This window comes from Amycolatopsis sp. NPDC003676 (assembly GCF_053587275.1).
Genome location: NZ_JBSFNS010000061.1, coordinates 25963 through 46483 on the forward strand (window position 1 = coordinate 25963; position 20521 = coordinate 46483).

A 20521-nucleotide genomic window follows, 5' to 3' on the forward strand; every position below is an offset into this window, starting at 1 on the left:
TTGCGATGAGCCGTACTACAGGTTACGGGAGGCCCCGGGCGCTGCTGCACCCGGGGTACCCGTGGTGGATCAACTCTGGTCCGAAGCCTTCACCGGCGGCCCCGCCGGACGCGAAGCGGCGCGGCGCGGACGGCGCCGGGTGCTTCGCACGGCCGGGGCCGGGACGTCGACCTCGGGTTCTTCTCCCGCGTCCGCCTCGGCGGCCTCGGGCTGCTGGGGTTCCGCCTCCGGCGCGGCCTGGGCGGCCGCGGGCTCCGGCTGCTTCGGCTCCGGCTGCTGGACGGCGGCCGGGGCCTCCGTCTTGTCTTCGGCCTTCTCGGTCGCGGTGTCCTGCTCGGACGGCTTGACCGGCTCGTGGGCCTTCGCCTCCGCGGTGTCCGCCGAGCCTTCCGGACCGTGGTGCTCGTGCTTCGCCTTGGACGCGTTGGCCATGGCCTGCACCGCCGACACCACGGACTCGCGCTGCACCGGCGTCGGAGCCGGGGCGGCCTGCTCGGCCTTGGGCTCGTGGTGCTGCTGCTCCTCGCCCTTGCCGCGGCCGCGGGAGCGCCGGGAGCTCTTGGTGTCGCCGCTGCCGTGGCTGTGGCCGTTGTTGCCGTTGTGCCCGTTCCCGTTGCCGCCGCCCGCGGTGCGCTGCGGTTCGGTGGACACGACGACGCCGCGGCCCTTGCAGTGCTCGCACGGCGTGGAGAACGCCTCGAGCAGCCCGGTGCCGATCTTCTTGCGCGTCATCTGCACGAGGCCCAGCGACGTGACCTCGGCCACCTGGTGGCGCGTGCGGTCGCGGCCGAGGCATTCGGTGAGCCTGCGCAGCACCAGCTCGCGGTTGGACTCGAGCACCATGTCGATGAAGTCGATGACGATGATGCCGCCGATGTCCCGCAGCCGCAGCTGGCGGACGATCTCCTCCGCCGACTCCAGGTTGTTGCGGGTCACCGTCTCCTCGAGGTTGCCGCCCGAGCCGGTGAACTTGCCGGTGTTGACGTCGATGACGGTCATCGCCTCGGTGCGGTCGATGACCAGGTAGCCGCCCGAGGGCAGCCAGACCTTGCGGTCGAGCGCCTTGGTGATCTGCTCGTCGATCCGGTGGTCGGCGAACGCGTCGCCGGTGCCGGTGTAGCGCTTGAGGCGGTCGGCGAGGTCGGGCGCGACGTGCTGCACGTAGTCGTTGATGGTGTCCCACGGCCTGCTGCCCTGGACCTCCAGCTTGGCGAAGTCCTCGGTGAAGAGGTCGCGCACGACCTTGACCAGCAGGTCCGGCTCTTCGTAGAGCATGGTCGGCGCGTTGCCCTTTTTGCCGGAAGCGGCGGCGGCCTTCTCCTTGATGACGTCCCACTGCGCCTTGAGGCGGTCGACGTCGCGGCCCAGCTCCTCCTCGCCGATGCCCTCCGACGCGGTGCGGATGATGACGCCCGCGTCCTCCGGGACGATCCGCTTGAGGATGTCCTTGAGCCTGCGGCGCTCGTTCTCCGGCAGTTTGCGGGAGATGCCGGTGGCCCCGCCCGCCGGGACGTAGACGAGGAAGCGCCCGGGGAGCGAGATCTGCGTGGTCAGCCGGGCGCCCTTGTGCCCGACCGGGTCCTTGGTGACCTGCACCAGGACGCTGTCGCCGGTGGACAGCGCCTGCTCGATCTTGCGCGCCTTGCCCTCCAGCCCGGCCGAATCCCAGTCGACCTCGCCGGCGTAGAGCACGGCGTTGCGGCCGCGGCCGATGTCGATGAACGCGGCCTCCATGCTGGGCAGCACGTTCTGGACGCGGCCGAGGTAGACGTTGCCGACGATCGAGCCGGTGCCCGACGACGTCAGGAAGTGCTCGACCAGCACGCCGTCCTCGAGCACGGCGATCTGCGTGGAGTCTCCCTTCTCGGAGACGACCATGGTGCGCTCGACCGATTCGCGGCGGGCCAGGAACTCGGCCTCGGACAGGATCGGGGCGCGGCGGCGGCCCGCCTCGCGGCCGTCGCGGCGGCGCTGGCGCTTGGCCTCCAGCCGCGTGGAGCCGCGGACGCTGCGCACCTCGTCGCGCGCCGGGCGCTCGGTCTCGGCGGCCTTGGCCTGGCGGACGTGCGTGACGGTGTTCGGCGGGTCGTCTCCGCCGGCGGCCTCGGCCCCGTCCTCGTCCCCGCCCTTGCGACGGCGGCGACGGCGGCGGCGCTTGCTGCCGCTGTCGGACTCGGCGTCGTCGTCGGACTCCGCTTCGGCTTCGCCCGCCTCGTCCGGCTTCTCGGTCTTGTCCTTGCTGTCCTTGGCCTGCTGGTCGTGCTGGCCCTCGGAGGTTTCGTCCTCGTTCTCGGACTGGGCCTCGTCGCCGCCCTTGCCCCGGCCGCGGCCACGACGGCCGCGACGCCGGCGGCGACGGCCGCTCGCGTCGTCGCCGTCCTCGTCGGAACGCTCGTCGCGGGCCTCGTCGGTGGTTTCTTCTTCAGCGGTGTCGGCGGCGCGCTCGGTCCGTCCGGGACGCTCCGGACGCTCGGTCTGCGCGGGCGCCTCGCCGACGCCGAACACCGGCTCGGGCTTGGTGCGCGACTGCTGCGCGGGCTCCGGCGGCAGGAAGACTGGCGACGGCGCGGCGAAGACCGGCACGTGCACGGGGCCGCGGGCCGGGGTGGCCTGCTCGGTTTCCTGCTGCTCGGCCGGGATCGCGGGCGCGACGGCCCGGCGGGCGCGACGGGTGCGGCTGCGGGCGGGCTTCTCGCTCTCCTGAGCGGACTCCTGCCCGGCGGCTTCCTGGCCGGTTTCCGCGGCGGCGGTCCCGGCGGAGAACGGGCGGGCCGACCAGCTACCGGTTCCCTGGTCCGCGGCGGTTTCCGGGGAAGAGCCAGTGCCCTGTGCCGGGGCGGACTCCGAAGCGGCGTCCGTGGAGGCGACGTCCTGCGCGGCGGACGGGGCGGCGACGTCCTTCGCGGCGGAGGCTTCGGGGGCGGCCTCGCCGTCCCGGGCTCCGGCGGTCGCCTGGCCGCCGGACTGCTCGACGGCTTCGGTTCCGGCAGCGGCCTCCGGGGCGGACCCGGCGGTGCTCGCGGCCTGCTCGGCGTCGCTTCCGGCGACGGCCGCGGCGGTGGCTTCCTGGGCGGCCTCGGCGGTCGCGCTCTGCTCGGCCGCGCCGGAGGCGTCCTGGGCGGAGCCGCCGGACTCGGTGGCGGTCTCCGCGTCGAGGATCACCGCCACGCGGTGCGCGACCTCCTTGGTCACGCTCGACTGGGCGCTGCGAGGGCTCTCCCCCAGCTCGGCGAGCTTGCCGAGCAGGTCGCGGCTGCTCAGGCCGAGCAGCTTGGCCAGCGCGTGCACGCGGATGCGCGGCGGCAGCTCGCCCAGCCTGCTGGTCGTGGGTGCGACGGTATTCCCGCCGGTCTGATCGGCGGGTGTGTCCGCGTTCGACATATGTCTCCTCCGCCCCCGGGCGCGTCAGCCGGTTCGCACCGGTGGTGACGCGGCCGCGCAGGGGCCCTTTCTGTTCCGTGCCCGCCGTGGTGGTGACCAGCGGCGGGAATCCTGCTGGCAGCCGTGCGGTCCGCCGGTCGGCGGCCGCTCGGTTCCTGGTCTGCTCGGCGGGGTGCCGGCCTGCTCGCGACCCCCGGGCCACCCGCCACGACATCGACCTTGGCCCGGCCTCCCGGGGGCGACGCGCGTGGTGCCGGTCCGGCACTCCTCCGGGCCGCTCACGACGCGGGCGGGATGCCCGTCGGCGCAGCGGCCAACGCGAGTATCCCACACCCGGGGGGACACCCGGTGTAGTCGGTGTCCCGCGGCAGGCGCCCGGGCGTGCCGCGATCATGCACTCGGGCGAACTTCCGCGCTTCGCTTGTCGCGCCGGGCCGGGGGTGGTTAGCGTGCGGGCTCGGGCGCTCGCGCGGGCGCCCGGCATAGCCCCGCGCGCGGTGGGAGGTCCGGTGTCTGTGCTGGCGCGGCCGCTGCGGGCGGCCGTGTGCTCCCTCCTGGTCCTCGCCGGATGCGCCGCGGTCTCTCCGCAGGCCGTCGCGAGTCCCGGATGCGTTCCCGGCGGGCGGGCGGTGCGCTACGTCGTCGCGTTCGACCGGGGAGCCCCGGAATCTTCCGCCCGCCAGCAGGCGAGCGCGGCCTGCGGGCAGGTCGCCGGCTACTACCCGCAGATTTCCGTGGCGGTCGTCACGTCATCCGATCGGGCGTTCGCGGACCGCCTCGGCCCGGAACGGACGTTCAGCGCGCAAGCCACCCGGACGGCCGCCGAACAGCCGGGCACCGCCGCGCAGCCCGCGCGAGCCGAGCTCCCGCTCAGCGACCCGGCGCGAGTTCCCGCCGCGGACTTGTCCGCGCAGCAGTGGGACATGGACTTGATCGGCGCTCCGGCCGCGCACCAGGTGACCGGCGGCAGCCGTTCGGTGGTCGTCGGCGTGCTGGACTCCGGCGTCGACCCGAAGCACCCCGACCTCGCCGCCGCGATGGACCCGGACGATTCGGCGGGCTGTCTCACCGGCGTCCCGGACCCGAGCCCGGCCGCGTGGCAGCCGACGACCTCGGCGCACGGCACGCACGTCGCGGGCATCATCGCCGCGGCCGACGACGGCAAAGGCATCACCGGAGTCGCGCCGGGCGTGCGGATCGCTTCGGTGAAGGTCATCGACGACCGCGGCTACGCCGATCCCGAGGCGGCGGTCTGCGGGATCATGTGGTCGGCGGCGCGGCATCTGCCGATCGCCAACAGCAGCTGGTTCGTGAACCCGTGGTCCCTGTCGTGCGTGCGCGGCAACGACCGCGGCGTGGTGCACGAGGTGCTGGCGCGAGCTGTCGAATACGCGACTTCGCAGGGCACTTTGAACGTCGCCGCCGCGACCAACGAGGCGGTCGGCCTCACCCCGTCGGCCCATTCGGGTTCGCCTTCGGCCGCAGGGAAGTGCGAGGCGTTGCCGGCCGGGCTGCGGGACGTGGTGACGGCGTCGGCGATCAGCCAGGACCGGGTGAAGTCGGGCTACAGCTCGTATGGGCTCGGTGTGGTTGATGTCACTGCCCCGGGCGGGGACGACGACCGGTGCGTGGTTTCGACCGTCCCTGGCGGGTACGCGCCGATGTGCGGGACGTCGATGGCCGCGCCGCACGTCGCCGGAGTGCTGGCGTTGCTCAAGTCGGTGCATCCCACGTGGTCGGCCGCCGAACTGCGCCGCGCGCTCGACTCACGCGCGACGCCGATGCCGTGCCCGGACAACTACGACCTGACCGGCGACGGCGTCCAGGACGCCTACTGCTCCGGTTACGACGGATACAACGGCTTCTACGGCCACGGTCTCGTCGACGCCCGGTCCGCGGTCGCTCCCGCGCCGGTCGGCGGGCCCAGCCCGGCCCGCTGACCGCCTCCGTTTTAGGTCAGCAGCAGTTTCGCGATCCTCCTTGTCGCGCCCCAGATCCCGATCGCGGCGAGCACCAGCAGATACGCCAGGTTGCCGAGCATGCTCCAGGAGAAGATGCCGGTGGAGAGCCCGCGCATCAGCTCGACCCCGTGGTACAGCGGGAAGCAGCGGACCAGCCACTGCAGCGCCTCCGGGTAGACCGTGATCGGGAAGAACGTGGTGGAGAACAGGAACATCGGCATCAGGACGAGCTGGATGTAGTCGAACTGGGACGTCGACTTCAGGAAGCTCACCAGCGTGATGCTGATGGCGGCGAATGCGAACGACACGAGCAGCGCGGCGGGCAGGAGCAGCAGCGCCCACCACGACGTGAGCAGCCCCATCACTCCGGCGACTGCCAGGAACGCGACCGAATAGAGCCCGCCGCGCATCACCGCCCACGCGATTTCGCCGAGCGCGACGTCGAGCGGGCCGACCGGGGTGGCCAGCATCGCGTCGTATGTCTTGGCGTAGCGCAGTTTGAAGAACAGGTTGTACGTGCACTCGAAGACCGCGCCGTTCATCGCCGACGACGCCAGCAGCGCGGGCGCGACGAACGCGACGTAACTCATCGGCTGCCCGTCCGGCCCGGGCACGGTGGTGACCAGCTTGCCGAAGCCGACCTGGAACGCGAGCAGATAGAACAACGGCTCGAGCGCGCCGGACACGAGGATCCCCCACGACCGTCCGTAGACGGTGAGCGCGCGTTCGATCAGCGCGGTCGCGCGGCCGCTGTACATGCCCGAGGGCAGGACGCGGAGCAGAATTCCGCGCCGCTGCGGGAGAATCGGGGCGTTTTGCAGGTCGGTCATCACGCCACCAGCCGTCGGTAGAAGCCGCGGTGCGCGATCGCCCAGCCGATCGCGACCAGCACCGCCAGATACGCGAGGTGCCCGAGCACCGGGAGCAGCTCGCGCCCGCCGAGCGTGACGGCGCGGGACAGCTCGGTTCCGTGCCACAGCGGGGAAATCCAGGCGAGCCAGCGCAGGTACGGCGGCAGCTGGGTGATCGGGAAGAACGTGCCGGAGAACAAGGTCATCGGGATGACCACGAACCGGAAGATCAGCCCGAACCGCTGTCCCTCGTCGAAGGTCCACGCCGCCAGCGCGGCGATCAGCGATCCGCAGGCGAGCCCGGTGAGGACGCCGACGAGGATCACCAGCAGCGCCCCCGCGTTGTCCCACGCGCCGAACAGCCACGCGACGAGCGCGTAGACCGCGCCGGAAAGGGCGAGCCGCAGAATGGTCCAGATCTGGTGCCCGCCGAGAACCTGGCCTGGCGACACCGGTGTCGCGGTGACCGCCAGATAGTCCTTCTGCCATTTGAATCCGCTGAGCACCGGATAACTCGACTCGCTGACGCCCTGCTGCGCCGCACCGGCGACGAGCAGCGCCGGGGCGACGTAGGCGAGGTACGAGACTCCGCCGGTCGCCGGACCGGCCTTGACCTGCGAGCCGAAGCCGAGCCCCATCGCGGCGAGGAACAGCACCGGTTGCAGGCCGGTGGAGTAGAGCGTGCTGAGCCAATGTCGGCGGTACCAGGTCCAGTAGCCCTCGACGCGCAGCCAGGCGCCGTGGAACCGGCCGACGACGCGGCCGGTGGCGGGAGCGGTCATCAGTCCACCAACGTCCGGCCGGTGAGGCGGAGGAACACGTCCTCCAGGGAACTGCGCCGCACCAGGCTCGACAGCGGGCGCAGGCCGCGCTCGTGGGCGCGCTCCAGGGTGGCCTCGCCGGTCATCGTGTAGAGCAGCACCCGGTCCGGGAGGACTTCGACGCGTTCGGCCAGCCCGTCGAGCCGGTTCGCCGCGTCCTGCTGCTCCCCCGGCGCGAACCGCAGCTCGACGACTTCGCGGGTGGAATGCCGGGCGATCAGGTCGGCGGGCGAGCCTTCCGCGGCGATCCGGCCGCCGTCCATGACGACCAGCCTGTCGCAGAGTTGTTCTGCTTCATCCATGTAATGGGTGGTGACGATCAGCGTGGTGCCGCGCGCTTTGAGCCGGAAAAGCCGGTCCCACAACAGATGCCGCGCTTGCGGGTCGAGGCCGGTGGTCGGTTCGTCGAGCAGCAGCAGTTCCGGATCGTTGACCAGGGACCGGGCGATGGTGAGCCGCCGCTTCATGCCACCGGACAGGGAATCGACCGGTTTCTCGGCGCGGTCGGACAGCTGCGCGAACTCCATCAGCTCGATGGCTTTCTGCCGCACGTGCGCGCGGGAAAGACCGAAATAGCGGCCGTAAACGTGGAGGTTCTGCCGGACGGTGAGCTCCACGTCGAGGTTGTCCTCCTGCGGCACTACGCCCAGGCGCGCGCGGATCCGCGGCCCGTCCACGTCCGGGTCCATGCCGAGGACGCGCAGATCGCCGTCGGTGCGCGGAGACACGCACGCGATCATCCGCATCGTCGACGACTTCCCGGCGCCGTTGGGCCCGAGGAAGCCGAATGCCTCCCCCGGCCGCACCTCGACGTCGATGCCGCGGACTGCCTCGAATTCCCCGAACCGTTTGACCAGCGCCTTCGCTTGCACGAGCGCTGGTTCCGATGCCGACTCTCCCACGAGAACGACAGTAGAGGGAGGGACCGACAATTCTCGACCTGTTTCCTCAGCCCCCGAGCGACTCGATGGCCCGCCACAACGTTTCCCGGCAGCGATCCAGTTCCTCGCGCCCGACCTCGTCAGCCATCCGCGATTCCAGCACGCGAACCGCTTCCGCCGCCGCTTCAGCCAACTCTCGCCCCGCGCCAGTGAAATCGACGAGTTTCGCCCGGGCATCGGCAGGATCGTCGCGGCGAGCGAGATAACCCCACGCGACGAGCTCGTCGATCACCGGCCCGGTCGTCTGTTTGGTGGTCCCCAGAAGCCGGGCGACGGCGACTGCTCGGGCCGGTCCGTTCTCCAGCGACGCGAACACCCGCAGATGGACCGCGCGGATCCGGGCGTCCCGCTTCTGCACTTCGGCGAGCACTCCGGCGGTCACCGCTTGAGCAAGCCGCCTGGCCAGCGCGCCGAGGCGCGACGAGCCGGTCAGCGCGACGAGGGCGGGCGGTTCCTGCGGGGTTGACACACCAGTCAGGCTACCTTACCTTTTTTAGTCAGGTTACCTGACCGTTTGGAGGCACGGCTGTGCTGCTCTCCCCCGAGGCTTCGCAGAGCCGTTCCCGGCTGCTCGGCTCGATCCTCGCCTTGTCGGCGGTAACCCACGTGAGCCAGCTGGCCGTCTACGGAACCGGTTCGGACACGGTCGGATCAGCGGCCTTCGGGGTCCTTTACGCGGCCATCGCGGCCGGGGTGTTCCGGCAAGCGCGGCCCGCCTTCCTCGCGGCCGCGATCTTCCCCGCGATCGGCGGGCTGCTCGGGCTCTACCGGCTGGTCGCCGTCCATCCCAACCCGTTCAGCGTGTTCCACCCGATCCTCGACGTCGTGATCGTCCCGCTCGCGATCAGCCTGTGGCGCAGCACCGCGCGGAAATAGCGGGGCGGCCCGAGGACCGCCCCGCCAGCAATCAGCGCACCGTCACCAGAACCGAGCGGGTCACCCCGTTCACCGTCACCGAGATCTCCGTCGTCCCCGGCCGCAAGCCCCGCACCGAACCGGTCGCCGGGTCGAGCGACACCACGTCCCACGGGGCAGGCGGCCAGCTGCCGATGTGCACCCCGCGACCGCCCCAGACGGCGCTCACCGGATACGCCACCGGAATCGACCGGCCTTCCTGCGTGACCGCAGCGGTCACCTTGCCGGTGCCGCCCCACGGCAGCGTGCCTGGGCCGGTCACGGTCAGCGCGTCGACGTTGGGGTGCGTCTCGAACCGCACCGGTTGGCTGCGGTCCGCAGGGTCGACCTGCACCATGGTCCAGCCGACGAAACCGCCGTCGCCGGGAGCGGCAGCAGGAGTCTTGCCAGAGTTGCCGTTCACCAGATAAGGCACGCCGTCCGTGCGCGACAGGCCGAACACGCCCGCGTGCGAGGCCAGCGAAGCCGCCGGTTTGCCGGACTTTTCCTCGAAACCGGTCAGCCACGTCTGCAGCAGCGCGGCCTCCTTCCGGTCGCCCAGCTGCGAATTGCCGGTCGGGCTCGGGTCCTTCACCGGGTGGTGCATCGCGACGACCACGCCGCGCACCGAACGGTCCTGCGCGGCGTTGTCGAGCGCCTCGCGCATCATGCGGACCTGGTCGAACCCACCGGCTCGCAGCGAGCCGCGCGAGGAGTCCATCAGGATCAGCCGCACGCCGTGCACGTCGACCACGCGGTGGGTTTCCCCGAACGCGGCCTGGAAGTTCTTCAGACCGTCGCCAGCTTCGGCTTCGTGGTTGCCGGGGACGTAGTACCAGGGGACGCGGCCGTCCAGCTCTTCCGTGATGATCTTGCGGGCCAGGACAAAGTCCGGCGCGGTGCCGCGGTCCACGAAGTCGCCGTTGATCAGGACGAGGTCCGGTTTCGCGGCGACAGCCTCACGCAGCGCCCGGCGGGCTTGGGCGACGAGCGGGCCGTCCGGAGCGTCGGCGGTGAACTGGGCATCGCTGACGACCGCGATCTTCAGGCCGCCCTTGCCGAGCGTGCCGTTGGTGACGAGCGCCGGGTCCGGGACTGCCGGATCGTGCGGCACGGCCGTGGTCGGCGCGACCTCGAAAGTGAGGTCGTTGAAGACCAGCTTGCCCTCGTATTGCTTGCCTGCCGCGGTTTCCACGGCGTAGAAGCGGGTGAACCGCTGCCCGTCCGGCAGTCCGGCGGGCACCGCGGCGGTCACGTAGCGCCAGCCGGTCCAGGTGACGCTCAGCGAAAGGTCCACAATGGACGCGGTGTTGGCGCCGTCGCGGAGTTCCGCGCGGATCCAGGCGCCCTTGCCGTCGCCGTTGATCCACATGCCGATCTTCTGCGTGCCGGCCGGAACCGGGATCGGGTTGGCGGCGTTGACATACGCGGCGCGAGTGGCGGTGGTGCCGGTGAGCCGGTAGTCGAGCGCCAGGCCCTTCCCGCCGTTGCGGCCGTCCGCTGACGACAGCGCAGCGCCGACGACCGCCGGGTACACCGTGGCGGACCAGCCTTCCGGACCGGCCAGCGGAGCCGCGACCTTGGCTTCGGTGCCCACCGAAGCCGCCAGATGCATGGTCTTCCCGCCAGCGTGCACGGTGATCGCGGTGGCCCCGGACGCGGTCTTCGCGGACACCGCGAACCCCTTGCCCGACGGCTCGATCTTCACCACGGCGGGGTCGTATTCGAGCTTCACATCCGACGGTTCGATCCAGGTGCCGTAACCGTCCGCGTCGTAGCCGTAGACCTGGAACTCGCCGCGCGCGTCGGCACCGGACAGCGCGACCTGCTTCGTGCTCGCACCGAGGCGGACCGGCTTGCCCAGCACGGTCAGCTTCGTGCGGCCGTTCACGAAGTTCTGGTGTGCGGTAACGGTGACGTCGGCGCGCGCGTCCGGGTGCAGGAAGTCGGGCTGCGCGGTGAAGACGTTCTTCGTGACGGTGCCGCGGAACGGGTTCGACGTAGTCCAGAACGGCTTCGACCCTACCGCCGCACCAGTCTCGTCGTGTCCGTTCGGCACGAGCGCACGGCTCAGGCCGGACAGCACGCGCGTCGAGTTGTCGCCCTCCTGCGCGGGGGCGGGCGCGAAGCCGGCAAGCCGCCCGCTGCCGGGGACGGTCGCGACGCCGATGCCGTTGGGCACCAAGCGTTCCCCGCCGTCCGAAGGCGAGTTGCGCACCGACGGCGCCGCCTCTCCTTCGCCACGCGCGAGCAGCGTCGAGGAGCCGCCGCCGTCGAGGTTGATCGCGTCGTTGGCACCCAGTCGCTTCAGCTGCCGGGCCATTTCCAGCTCGGTCATGCCGCGGCTGTCGGCCTGACGACCGTCGACCGTGACGAGCCACATCTGCTTGCCGTCAGCGGAAAAACCGACGCCGGTACGCGGGGCGAGGGTGACGTCGTCGAGTTGCTGGAGCTGTCCGTCCTTCAGCAGCGTCTTGTTCCCGCCGACCGCGACCGCGATCTTGCCCGCGTCGGTCCGAGGCGCGTACGAAACGCCAACACGGTCGCCGATCTTCAGCGCCGACAACGCATCCGCGCCAGCTTCACGGCCGAGCAGCAGCGTGCTGCCAGCCGGAATCGGGCCGTCCGCGGGCTTCGGACGCACCTGCGTCACGACACCGTCGCGGATCTCGACCTCGGCGACACGCTGCGCACCAGCAACCGATGTCGCGCGCGCCGAAGCGCCCCAGAGCGGCGTGTAGACGCCGAGAGCGTCCTTCGCGAGCACCGGGCTGTTGAAGTTCGTGGCCGGAACAACGCGACCATCAGGCAGCGTGACCGACGCTTCGAGGAAGATGTCGGCGAGCTTCGCACGGCCCTGGTCGGTGATCGCGGCGGTGGTGTTGTGGCCGGACGCGGGCGCGTTGTGCAGTTCGCCGTTGTCGATGCCGACACCGAGCGGCGCGCCGGAGGCGTTGATGTCGAAGAAATCGCCGTTGACGCCCGCGACCGCACCGGCGCGAGCGACCTGCTGGGACAGCGGGGTGCGCGCGGAAACGGTGCCCGGGCTGAGGTAAGTCGGCTTCAGGACCTTGCTGGTGAGGTCGACGCTCAGCGCGTCGCCGCGGATCCAGCCCTTCGGGTCGAAGCGGTCGAATTGAGTGAGGTTCAGACCAGGTGCCACCGCGTTGGTGGCGCTGCTGGTTTCGAGGCCGTCGTCGGCGCCGGGCGTCGCGGCGACGGCCGCCGCCTCCCGGGCCGAGGAGAAGGCGGGCGCGCCCTCGACCGGCGGCGGGCCGAGCGGAGCGGAGAGCGGGTCGGCAGTGGCAGGCGTGGCCAGCGTCAGCACCAGGAGGGCGCTGAGCAGCACGGATCTTGATCTTTTCACCAGGTACCCCACGATCGCGAAAATGGCTCAGGTCAGCCAAATCCATCGGCGCGACCGCCGGAAGTCCCCGCGGTGAACGGGACCTGAATGGCGCAGGATTATCCGCTCAGGGAGTCATGCGCGCGGCGAGAAACGCCTTCGCGACGGCTTCGTCGCCAGCGATCTCTGGCTGGATGTCGGTGCGATTCCACAGCAGCAACAGCAAATCCTGCGCGGGCGCCGCGACCGTAGCCACCGCTTCGCCCTCGCCCAGCTCGGGCGGGTCGCCGGGCACGACGGTCCACGCGTGCCCGGTGTCGGTGGCGCGCAAGGTGATCGGCGCGGCCAGCGGGACCTCGTGCTTCCAGCGCGCGACGCGCGGCAGCATCGTGCCGAGAACCTCGAGGACGCCGTCGGCGGCGATCAGCAGGTCAAGCTGCGTTGTTGCGCCGCGCGCACCGAACAGATCGACTAGATGCACGGCGGTTTCGTGCACCTGACGGCGGAACCAGAACCCCTTCGCCTTCTCCGCGGCGCCGAAAACCCAGCACGGGTCGGCGGGATCGGCCGCTTCGAGCGCGGCGAGCAGTTCGGCGGCGCTTTCGGCATACCAGGGCGCGAGGTCGCCGCTCGGCGAGACGTCGAATTCCTGGTCGCTCAGTGCGCCGGTCCGGACGATCCCGGCGGCCCACCGGTGCACGTTGCCCAGGTGCGTGACGAGGTCGCGTTTCGTCCAGTCGCCGCAGTACGGGACCGGGTTGTCGAGGTCGCCCGCGGCTTCCGCGGCGAAGGCCTCGGTGAGCGAGCGCAGGTGGGGCAGGTAATCGCGGGGCGGCAGCGGCAGGGCAGTCACCGGTGGAGGTTAACCGATGCGCTGGGTTCCGAGCACTGGAAATAACTGCGTCCGGAAACACGAACGCCGGGCCGGAACCGAAGTCCCGGCCCGGCGTTCGCGGGGTCTAGCGCCGGATCATAGGTCCGGGAACCACAGCTTCAGCTCGCGCTCGGCCGACTCCGGCGAGTCCGAGCCGTGCACCAGGTTGTACTGGGTCTCCAGCGCGAAGTCGCCGCGCAGGGTGCCCGGGGTGGCCTTCTCGACCGGGTCGGTGCCGCCGGCCAGCTGGCGGAACGCGGCGATCGCGCGCGGGCCCTCGACGGCCAGCGCGACCAGCGGGCCGGACGTGATGAACTCCAGCAGGTCGCCGAAGAACGGGCGCTCCTTGTGCTCCGCGTAGTGCTCCTCGGCCACGGAGCGCTCGACGGTGCGCAGTTCCAGCGCGGCCAGCTTCAGGCCCTTGCGCTCGATGCGCGAAACGACCTCGCCGACGAGGCCGCGCGCGACGCCATCGGGCTTGACGAGGACCAGCGTGCGTTCAGTCACGACGGTATTTCTCCTTGTGCGGATTCGTGTTATTCGACAGCCGAGCCTATCCGACGCCTTGACCGGGCCGGTCAGCGACGCTGGGGCTGCAGCGTCTTCGACCACAGCGAGGCCCCGGTCGCGTCGCGCAGGTCGACCGTCAGCGCCCCGCTGGCACCGTCCACATTCACCTCCCCGAAGTGCTGGAATCCTTGCACCGGCGAGGAATTCTGCGTCTGCGGGGCGTGCACGAACACTGCTTCCGGGCCGAACGTCGGGTCGAGTTTGTTCGGGCCGAAGGCGCCGGCGTTGAGCGGGCCGGACACGAATTCCCAGAACGGGTCGAAGTCCTGGAACGCGGCGCGCTCGGGCGAATAGTGGTGCGCGGCGGTGTAGTGGACGTCGGCGGTCAGCCAGACGACATTGCGCACGCGATTGCGCGAGATCTGCTTCAGCACCCAGGCCAGTTCGGTCTCGCGGCCGCCGGGCGCGCCGGGCAGGCCGTTGGCGACCGCCTCGATGTCCTTGCCGTCCGGCACGACGAGGCCGATCGGCATGTCCGCCTGGACGATCTTCCAGGTCGCGGTGCTGCGCCGGAGCGCGTCGGCCAGCCAACGGGCCTGCGCGTCGCCGAGGATGTGGCCGGGCTTGGTCTGGTCGGAGGTGTTGGCGTCGCGGTAGGTGCGCATGTCGAGGACGAACACCTCGACCCGGCTGCCGTAGCGGAAGTTCCGGTACACCCGGCCGTCGACCGCCTGGCGGCTGTCGATCGGATGCCATTCGTGGAACGCCTGGAACGCGCGCTGGGCCAAGACGTCGGCCCGCTTCTCGGTGTATTCGGGGCGGTCGTTGAGGATTTCGCCCGGGTACCAGTTATTGACTACTTCATGATCATCCCACTGGACACAAGCGGGAACCTCCGCGGCGAACCGGCGGAAGTTGGCGTCCAGCCGGTTGTAGGCGTGCTGGCCGCGGTATTCGTCGAGAGTCTCGGCGACCTTCGACTTCTCCGGCGTCACGATGTTGTGCCAGGTCCCGGCGCCGCCGGGGAGCGTGACGGTTTCGGTGAGCGGGCCGTCGGCGTACACCGTGTCGCCGCTGTGCAGGAACAGGTCCGGACGGCGGTCGGCCATCGCGGAGAAGATCGTCATGCCGCCGAGGCCTGGGTTGATGCCGTAGTTCTGGCCGACGACGTCGCCGCTCCACAGGATCCGCGTGTTCGCGCGGCCGACCGGCGCGGTGGAGAACCGGCCGGCGACCGGCTCGCTCGCGCTGCGGCCGTCGAGGTCCACGGCGGTGACGCGGTAGTGGTACTCGGTGCCGGGGGCCAACCCGGCGACGCGCACCTTGCCGGTGCCGCCGGTGGCGGGCGTGACGAACGGGCCGGGCACCCGGCGGGCGTGCCGGAACGACGGGTCGCGCGCGACCTCGACCATCAGCCGCGCCGGGCGGTCGGCCCGCGACCACACGATGCCGGAGCCGGTGGTCACGTCCCCGGACGCGACGCCGTGGGCGAGCACCGGACGGTCGCGGCGGACGAGCGGGGCGGCCGACGCGGAGCCGGGCAGCAACAGTCCGCCTGCCGCGGCGAGCGCGGGCACGGCGATTCCGGCTTTGAGCACGGAGCGCCGCGATGGGGTCGTTTCGGTCATGGCGGTCGTTCTATCCGGCGACCACGGCCAAGCGGCCAACTCGGGCTGACCGACGGGTGAACGGCTCACTCGTCAGGAGGAAGCTCACAGCCGATCGTCACGCTCGGTGCGCTTCCCGGACCAGCTCGTGCTCGCATTCGCTGGGTTCGGACAGCGGACGCTCCACGAACCCGTGCCGTTGGTACAAGGCCAAGGCGTACTCATTGCCGCCCGCGACCCGCAACGCCAACTCGCCCGCCCCGCGCCCTTCGCTCCAGCGCACGACCGCTCGGACGAGCGCGTCCCCGACTCCCCTGCCGCGCGCCGAGGGAGCGACCCACATCGACATCAGTGTGGCGGTGTCGCCACGTTCGGAAAGGTGACCGCTGACCATGCCCGCCGGAACGCCGTCGAGGTCGGCGAGGACGTTGAGCGAGACGTCGCGCAACCGGGCCCGCCAGCGCGGTTCGGTGTCGCCTTCGCCTTGCCAGTCCGCGAGTTTCGAGCTGAACGCCTCCGGGTCCTCGCGCAGCGCCGCCAGCCGGAGGTCGCGCCACTCCGCCCAGTTGTCCACGCTCAGCTCGCGCACCACGATCACACTTGCACCGTCGCCGTGGCGGCCCGGCCGTTACATCGGAATAGGGTGAAACCATGCGCATCGACCGGCTCGACCACCTCGTCCTCACCGTCGCCGACCTCGCTGCGACGGTGGATTTCTACACGCGCGTCCTCGGCATGACCGAGGTGACGTTCGGGGCCGGCCGCAAGGCGCTGACGTTCGGCGCCAGCAAGATCAACCTGCACGAGGCCGGGCACGAGTTCGAGCCCAAGGCGGAACGGCCGACGCCGGGCAGCGCGGATCTGTGCCTGATCACGAGCGATTCGCTGGAGCAGGTCGTCGAAGATCTGGCCGGGGCCGGGGTGCCGGTCGAGGAGGGCCCGGTCGACCGCACCGGGGCGACCGGGCCGATCCGGAGCGTGTACTTCCGGGACCCGGACCGGAACTTGATCGAGGTCAGCGTCTACCGCTGAGCCGCACCTCGCGGGAGTACACCGGCGCGGCGCCGGGTTCCGGAAAGCATTCGAGGAGCAGATCGCCGCGGAGGTTGTCGAGTTCGTCCGGCGCTTCCTCGAGCAGAGCGTCGGCCCACGCTTCGAGCGATCCGTTCTTGAGCGCGTCGTTCGGAACCTGGCTGAACTCGCCCGGACCCAGCACCGCCCATCCCGGTTCGCCGTCCGCGCGGAACGACAGCCGCCACCAGTACGGCTGCCAGTACCGCACGCTTAAGCCTGCGGCTGCTGCTGGCTCGGCAGCGTCCCCGCGGCCATCCGGCGCGCGACGTCGCGGCGCAGCCACAGGAACCACACGAACGCGGCCAGGAAGATGATCCCGATGATCGCGATCGCCGGTTGCGTGATGCCGATCGCGATGATCGCCAGCTGCAGCAGCAGGATCACCGGCACCGCCCAGACGTGCTTGAGCATCCCGCACAGCACGATCAGCACCACGGCCAACGCGATGACCGTCCAGCCGGTGAAGCTCGTGATGCCGCCGCCGAGTTTCGCGACGACTGGCAGCGCGAGCGCGACGGTGATCGCCTCCATGATCAGCGTGCCCGCCATGACGCCGCGGAAGCCCTTCATCGGGTCCTTCGCGGGCGGCTTCACCGGCGTCGCAGGAGTCTCAGGGTTCTCGCTCATGCCGGTTCCTTCCCGAACAGCGTGCGCGCGTCGCCCGCGGTGACCACGGATCCGGTCACCAGCACGCCGCCGCCCGCGAGCGGTTCCTCCGGGTCGTCGCTCTGCTCCACGAGGCCGATCGCGGTCTCGATCGCGGTCTCCAGGTTGGGTTCGGCGAGCACACGGTCCTCGCCGAAGATCGACGCGGCCAGCTCGGCCAGGTCCTCGACCGGCAGCGACCGCGGCGACGAACTGCGCGTGACCACGACGTCGGACACCACCGGCTCCAGCGCGTCCAGGATGCCGCGCGCGTCCTTGTCGGCCAGCACGCCGACGACCGCGACGAGCCGCCGGAAGTTGAACTCGTCGGTGATCGTCGCGGCGAGCGCCCGCGCGCCCATCGGGTTGTGCGCGGCGTCGACCATGACCGCCGGGGCGGCCCGCACGCGTTCGAGCCGGCCGGGGTTCTCGACCTCGGCGAACGCCTCGCGCACCGCCTCGACGACGAGCTGTTTGTCTTTGCCCGCCCCGAAAAACGCCTCGACCGCGGCCAGCGCGAGCGCCGCGTTCGCCGCCTGGTGCGCACCGTGCAGCGGCAGGAAGATCTCGTCGTACACGCCGCCGAGGCCCTGCAGCTTCAGCATCTGCCCGCCGACCGCGACCTCGCGTTCGAGCACGCCGAACTCGCTGCCCGCGCGCGCCACCGCGGCGTCGACCTCGACCGTGCGTTTCAGCAGGACGTTCAGCACCTCGGGATCCTGCTCGCCGATCACCGCGACCGACCCGGGCTTGATGATCCCGGCCTTCTCCGCGGCGGCGTCGACCGGCGTCGGGCCGAGGTATTCGGTGTGGTCCAGCCCGATCGGCGTGATGACCGCGACCTGCGCGTCGGCCACGTTCGTCGCGTCCCACGCGCCGCCCATGCCCGCCTCGATCACCGCGGCCTCGACCGGGGCGTCGGAGAACGCCGCGAACGCCATCCCGGTGAGCACCTCGAACTTGCTCATCGGCACGCCGTCCTCGCTCGCGCCGTCCACCATCGCCACGTACGGCGCGATGTCCTGGTACAGCTCGGCGTAGCGGGCGGCGGAGATCGGGCGGCCGTCGAGCGCGATCCGCTCGGTGACGAGCTGCAGGTGCGGGCTGGTGTAGCGGCCCGACCGGAGGCCCATGCGGGTCAGCAGCGAATCGACCATCCGGGCGACCGAGCCCTTGCCGTTGGTCCCCGCGACGTGCACCACCGGGTAGCCCTGGTTCGGCTCGCCGAGCAGCGTCATCAGCGCCTGGATCCGGGCGAGCGACGGTTCGAGCTTCGTCTCCGGCCAGCGCTGGTTCAGCTCGGCCTCGGCGGCCATCAGGTCGCGGCGCGCCTCCGGGCCGTTCTCGTCGCCGAACTCGGCCGGCGCGCCCTCGTCGTCGAGTTCGTGCAGCTCAGTGCCCTCTTCGGCGTGCAGATCGGGGACCGGGCCGGTCGCCAGGTTGTCGCCGAGCTGGCCGATGCCGCCGATCCCGCCGCGCGACCCGCCGCCGACGGTGTAGGCCGCGTCCGGCGCGTCGAGGTCGGGCTCCAGCTCGTTCCCGGCGTCGTACTCGTCTTCGCTGTGCGCGAGCGCGCCCAGTTCGTCGACCCCCGCGAAACTGTCCGGATCGGCGAGATCCGGCCGCCGGGTCTCCTCGGGCTCCTCACCGCGCGGCACTCGTGCACTCCTTGAAGTCGCTGTCCCGGCGCGGTCGCGCGACCGGGAAGACCAGGCGAAAGGTTCGGCCCGGCACATCCTCGAGCGTACCCGGGGCCGCCTCGCGCCCAGCGGCCCCGGGGCCCGCGCGTGATCACGCCCGCAGCGATCCGTGGCAAGGTCGGGCACATGCCCTTCGACCACAACCATCACTATCACCCGGCACTGCTCCGGCTCCTGCCGCCAGGCCCCGGCCGGGCCCTGGACGTCGGCTGCGGCGACGGCCGATTCGCGCGCAAACTGGCCGCCGCCGGAATGACCGTCGAAGGCATCGACACCTCGGCCGAAATGGTCACGCGCGCGACCGCCGCCGGTTCGCCAGGACCAGGCACGGTCGAATACCGCCGCGCAGACGTCACCACCGATCCCTTGGACCTTGGGTCCTACGCCTTCATCTCCTGCCTGGCGTCCCTGCACCATGTCCAGTTCGAAACCGTCACGAGACTCCGCGACGCCCTCGCCCCCGGCGGCGTGCTCGCAGTACTCGGCTGCGCCCGCCCCAGCCGCCCGAGCGACTTCGCCCGCGAGTTCGTCGCCGCCCCCGCGAACGCCCTGGCCAGGCTGATCGTCTTCGCCGGAGACCGCCTCAATGGCGGCCCGGACCCCGTCGCCAAAGCCCCCGTGCACATGAAATTCCCGCCGCTGAACGACGTCCGCCGAGACGCCGCCCGCCTGCTCCCCGGCAGCACCGTCCGCCCGCTGGTCTTCTGGCGGTACCTGCTGACCTGGCGGAAACCCACAGATCACCCCGCAGCCGGGTGAAAACCCGCCCCGACCACCCGATCGGCGGAGAGCGCTCGCGCCCTCGGTGCCGAAAGGTAAAGCGGGTCGTACCGCTCGGGAGGACGGGGTTCGCATGCGCATCATCCGAATCGTGCTGGCCGCAATAGCGGCGGCCGCACTGCTTCTGTCGACGGCGGCGGCCGCGAGCGCCGCGCCCCGGCATTACCGCCACTACGTCGCCCTAGGCGACTCCTACACATCGGGGCCGCTCATCCCGCTGCCCCGGCTGGATCCGTTCGGCTGCTTCCGCTCGACGTCCAACTACCCGTCGATGGTGGCGGACTCCCTGGACGTGGACCGCTTCACCGACGTCAGCTGCGGCGGCGCGAACACGTCGCACATGACCGCCCCGCAAAGCGTGCCGCTAGGCCAGAACCCTCCGCAGTTCTCCGCACTGCGCTCCGACACCGATCTGGTGACAGTCGGCATCGGCGGCAACGATTCGGGCCTGTTCGGCAAGCTAGTCGACACTTGCCCGACCTTGCGCGATTCGGACCCGACCGGAAACCCGTGCCAACGCCACTTCACCGTCGACGGCGTAGACACGATCAAGGCGCTGCTCCCCAAGACGCAAGCAGCCATCCAGCAGGTCCTGGCCGGAATCCACGCCCGCTCCCCGCACGCCAAGGTGCTGGCCATCGGCTACCCCCGCATCGCCCCCGCAGAAGGCTACTGCCCAGACGTCCTGCCCTTCGCGAACGGCGACTACGCCTGGCTCTCGAGCGTCGAAGAAGCCCTGAACAGCGCAGTAAGCAACGCGGTCGAGGCGGACGGCCAATCGTCCTATGTGGACACCTACACCCCGTCCTTCGGCCACGACGCCTGCCAACCCCAAGGCGTAGCGTGGATCAACGGCAAAGACCTGAACCTGCTGGCCGCAGCCCCCTACCACCCCCTTTACGCCGGGATGGAAGGCGAAGCAAAAGTAATCCGCCAACAACTCCGCTAAAAAAACGCCGTGAGGGGAACCCTGAGGGAATCAGATTCCCTGAGGGTCCCCCTCACGATAAAAACCGCACCGATGCACCCACCGATCGAGGCACCCACACCGCCCCCAACCCCGATCCAAAGCCGCCCTGCGGTTCGGGGGTGCTTGTCAAGGCATCTTTAACGCCCTTACAATCACCCCCCCAACG

The 20521-nt window shown here is 70.9% G+C and carries 18 protein-coding genes; 5 read left to right on the top strand and 13 right to left on the bottom strand.

Annotated elements, in window-relative coordinates; translation table 11 throughout:
* Positions 1-69: 69 nt before the first annotated feature.
* Complete coding sequence (locus ACWDNU_RS28875) at positions 70-3381, bottom strand: translation initiation factor IF-2 N-terminal domain-containing protein (RefSeq protein WP_449671206.1); 3312 nt, start codon at positions 3379-3381, stop codon at positions 70-72.
* 509 nt (positions 3382-3890) lie between these two features.
* Here ACWDNU_RS28875 and ACWDNU_RS28880 point away from each other — a divergent pair.
* Positions 3891-5321, top strand: coding sequence for a S8 family peptidase (locus ACWDNU_RS28880; protein WP_449671207.1), 1431 nt, complete (start codon positions 3891-3893; stop codon positions 5319-5321).
* A gap of 11 nt (positions 5322-5332) precedes the next feature.
* Here the strand turns inward: ACWDNU_RS28880 and ACWDNU_RS28885 are convergent, their stop codons facing one another.
* The 4 genes from ACWDNU_RS28885 to ACWDNU_RS28900 are packed head-to-tail and all read right to left on the bottom strand — an operon-like array spanning position 5333 to position 8424.
* On the bottom strand, positions 5333-6172 hold the full coding sequence (locus ACWDNU_RS28885) for an ABC transporter permease (protein ID WP_449671208.1): 840 nt from the start codon (positions 6170-6172) through the stop codon (positions 5333-5335).
* Positions 6172-6975, bottom strand: a complete 804-nt coding sequence (locus tag ACWDNU_RS28890; RefSeq protein WP_449671209.1) for an ABC transporter permease — start codon at positions 6973-6975, stop codon at positions 6172-6174. The genes ACWDNU_RS28885 and ACWDNU_RS28890 overlap by 1 nt, the downstream gene beginning before the upstream one ends.
* Positions 6975-7916: an ABC transporter ATP-binding protein gene (locus tag ACWDNU_RS28895; RefSeq protein ID WP_449671210.1), complete on the bottom strand. Its 942-nt coding sequence runs from the start codon at positions 7914-7916 to the stop codon at positions 6975-6977. The genes ACWDNU_RS28890 and ACWDNU_RS28895 overlap by 1 nt, the downstream gene beginning before the upstream one ends.
* 46 nt (positions 7917-7962) lie before the next feature.
* Positions 7963-8424: a MarR family winged helix-turn-helix transcriptional regulator gene (locus ACWDNU_RS28900; protein ID WP_449671211.1), complete on the bottom strand. Its 462-nt coding sequence runs from the start codon at positions 8422-8424 to the stop codon at positions 7963-7965.
* Positions 8425-8483: 59 nt separating this feature from the next.
* Here ACWDNU_RS28900 and ACWDNU_RS28905 point away from each other — a divergent pair, with 59 nt between their 5' ends.
* The gene (locus tag ACWDNU_RS28905) at positions 8484-8831 is read left to right on the top strand and encodes a hypothetical protein (protein ID WP_370935611.1); all 348 of its coding nucleotides are present in this window, start codon (positions 8484-8486) and stop codon (positions 8829-8831) included.
* Positions 8832-8862: 31 nt separating this feature from the next.
* On the opposite strand, the gene ACWDNU_RS28910 is transcribed toward ACWDNU_RS28905, so the two are convergent.
* From ACWDNU_RS28910 to ACWDNU_RS28930, 5 genes are all read right to left on the bottom strand, one after another.
* Positions 8863-12198, bottom strand: a complete 3336-nt coding sequence (locus tag ACWDNU_RS28910; protein WP_449671212.1) for a phosphodiester glycosidase family protein — start codon at positions 12196-12198, stop codon at positions 8863-8865.
* A gap of 124 nt (positions 12199-12322) precedes the next feature.
* Complete coding sequence (locus ACWDNU_RS28915; protein ID WP_449671213.1) at positions 12323-13048, bottom strand: maleylpyruvate isomerase family mycothiol-dependent enzyme; 726 nt, start codon at positions 13046-13048, stop codon at positions 12323-12325.
* Positions 13049-13165: 117 nt separating this feature from the next.
* Positions 13166-13576: a nucleoside-diphosphate kinase gene (ndk, locus tag ACWDNU_RS28920; RefSeq protein ID WP_020660996.1), complete on the bottom strand. Its 411-nt coding sequence runs from the start codon at positions 13574-13576 to the stop codon at positions 13166-13168.
* Between the two features lie 71 nt (positions 13577-13647).
* Entirely contained in the window at positions 13648-15207 is a 1560-nt protein-coding gene (locus ACWDNU_RS28925; protein WP_449671214.1) for an alkaline phosphatase D family protein, read from the bottom strand.
* Between the two features lie 97 nt (positions 15208-15304).
* Positions 15305-15784 carry a GNAT family N-acetyltransferase gene (locus tag ACWDNU_RS28930; RefSeq protein ID WP_449671215.1) on the bottom strand — a complete coding sequence of 160 codons (480 nt, stop codon included), beginning with the start codon at positions 15782-15784 and terminating at the stop codon, positions 15305-15307.
* A gap of 53 nt (positions 15785-15837) precedes the next feature.
* Between ACWDNU_RS28930 and ACWDNU_RS28935 the strand changes: the two genes are divergently transcribed.
* Positions 15838-16218 carry a VOC family protein gene (locus ACWDNU_RS28935; protein WP_449671216.1) on the top strand — a complete coding sequence of 127 codons (381 nt, stop codon included), beginning with the start codon at positions 15838-15840 and terminating at the stop codon, positions 16216-16218.
* Here the strand turns inward: ACWDNU_RS28935 and ACWDNU_RS28940 are convergent.
* Genes ACWDNU_RS28940 through folC form a run of 3 tightly spaced genes read right to left on the bottom strand, consistent with a single transcriptional unit; the run spans position 16202 to position 18563 of the window.
* Positions 16202-16468, bottom strand: a complete 267-nt coding sequence (locus ACWDNU_RS28940; RefSeq protein WP_449671217.1) for a hypothetical protein — start codon at positions 16466-16468, stop codon at positions 16202-16204. The two genes, ACWDNU_RS28935 and ACWDNU_RS28940, sit on opposite strands and share 17 nt — an antisense overlap.
* Before the next feature lie 2 nt (positions 16469-16470).
* Positions 16471-16887 carry a DUF4233 domain-containing protein gene (locus ACWDNU_RS28945; RefSeq protein WP_370935604.1) on the bottom strand — a complete coding sequence of 139 codons (417 nt, stop codon included), beginning with the start codon at positions 16885-16887 and terminating at the stop codon, positions 16471-16473.
* Positions 16884-18563 (bottom strand): bifunctional tetrahydrofolate synthase/dihydrofolate synthase, encoded by a 1680-nt coding sequence (gene folC / locus ACWDNU_RS28950; RefSeq protein ID WP_449671218.1) that lies wholly within the window; start codon positions 18561-18563, stop codon positions 16884-16886. Before folC ends, ACWDNU_RS28945 begins: the two co-directional genes overlap by 4 nt.
* Before the next feature lie 168 nt (positions 18564-18731).
* Here folC and ACWDNU_RS28955 point away from each other — a divergent pair, with 168 nt between their 5' ends.
* Together ACWDNU_RS28955 and ACWDNU_RS28960 are read left to right on the top strand one after the other, a co-directional pair.
* Entirely contained in the window at positions 18732-19364 is a 633-nt protein-coding gene (locus ACWDNU_RS28955) for a class I SAM-dependent methyltransferase (RefSeq protein WP_449671219.1), read from the top strand.
* A gap of 94 nt (positions 19365-19458) precedes the next feature.
* The gene (locus ACWDNU_RS28960; RefSeq protein WP_449671220.1) at positions 19459-20334 is read left to right on the top strand and encodes an SGNH/GDSL hydrolase family protein; all 876 of its coding nucleotides are present in this window, start codon (positions 19459-19461) and stop codon (positions 20332-20334) included.
* Positions 20335-20521 lie beyond the last annotated feature (187 nt).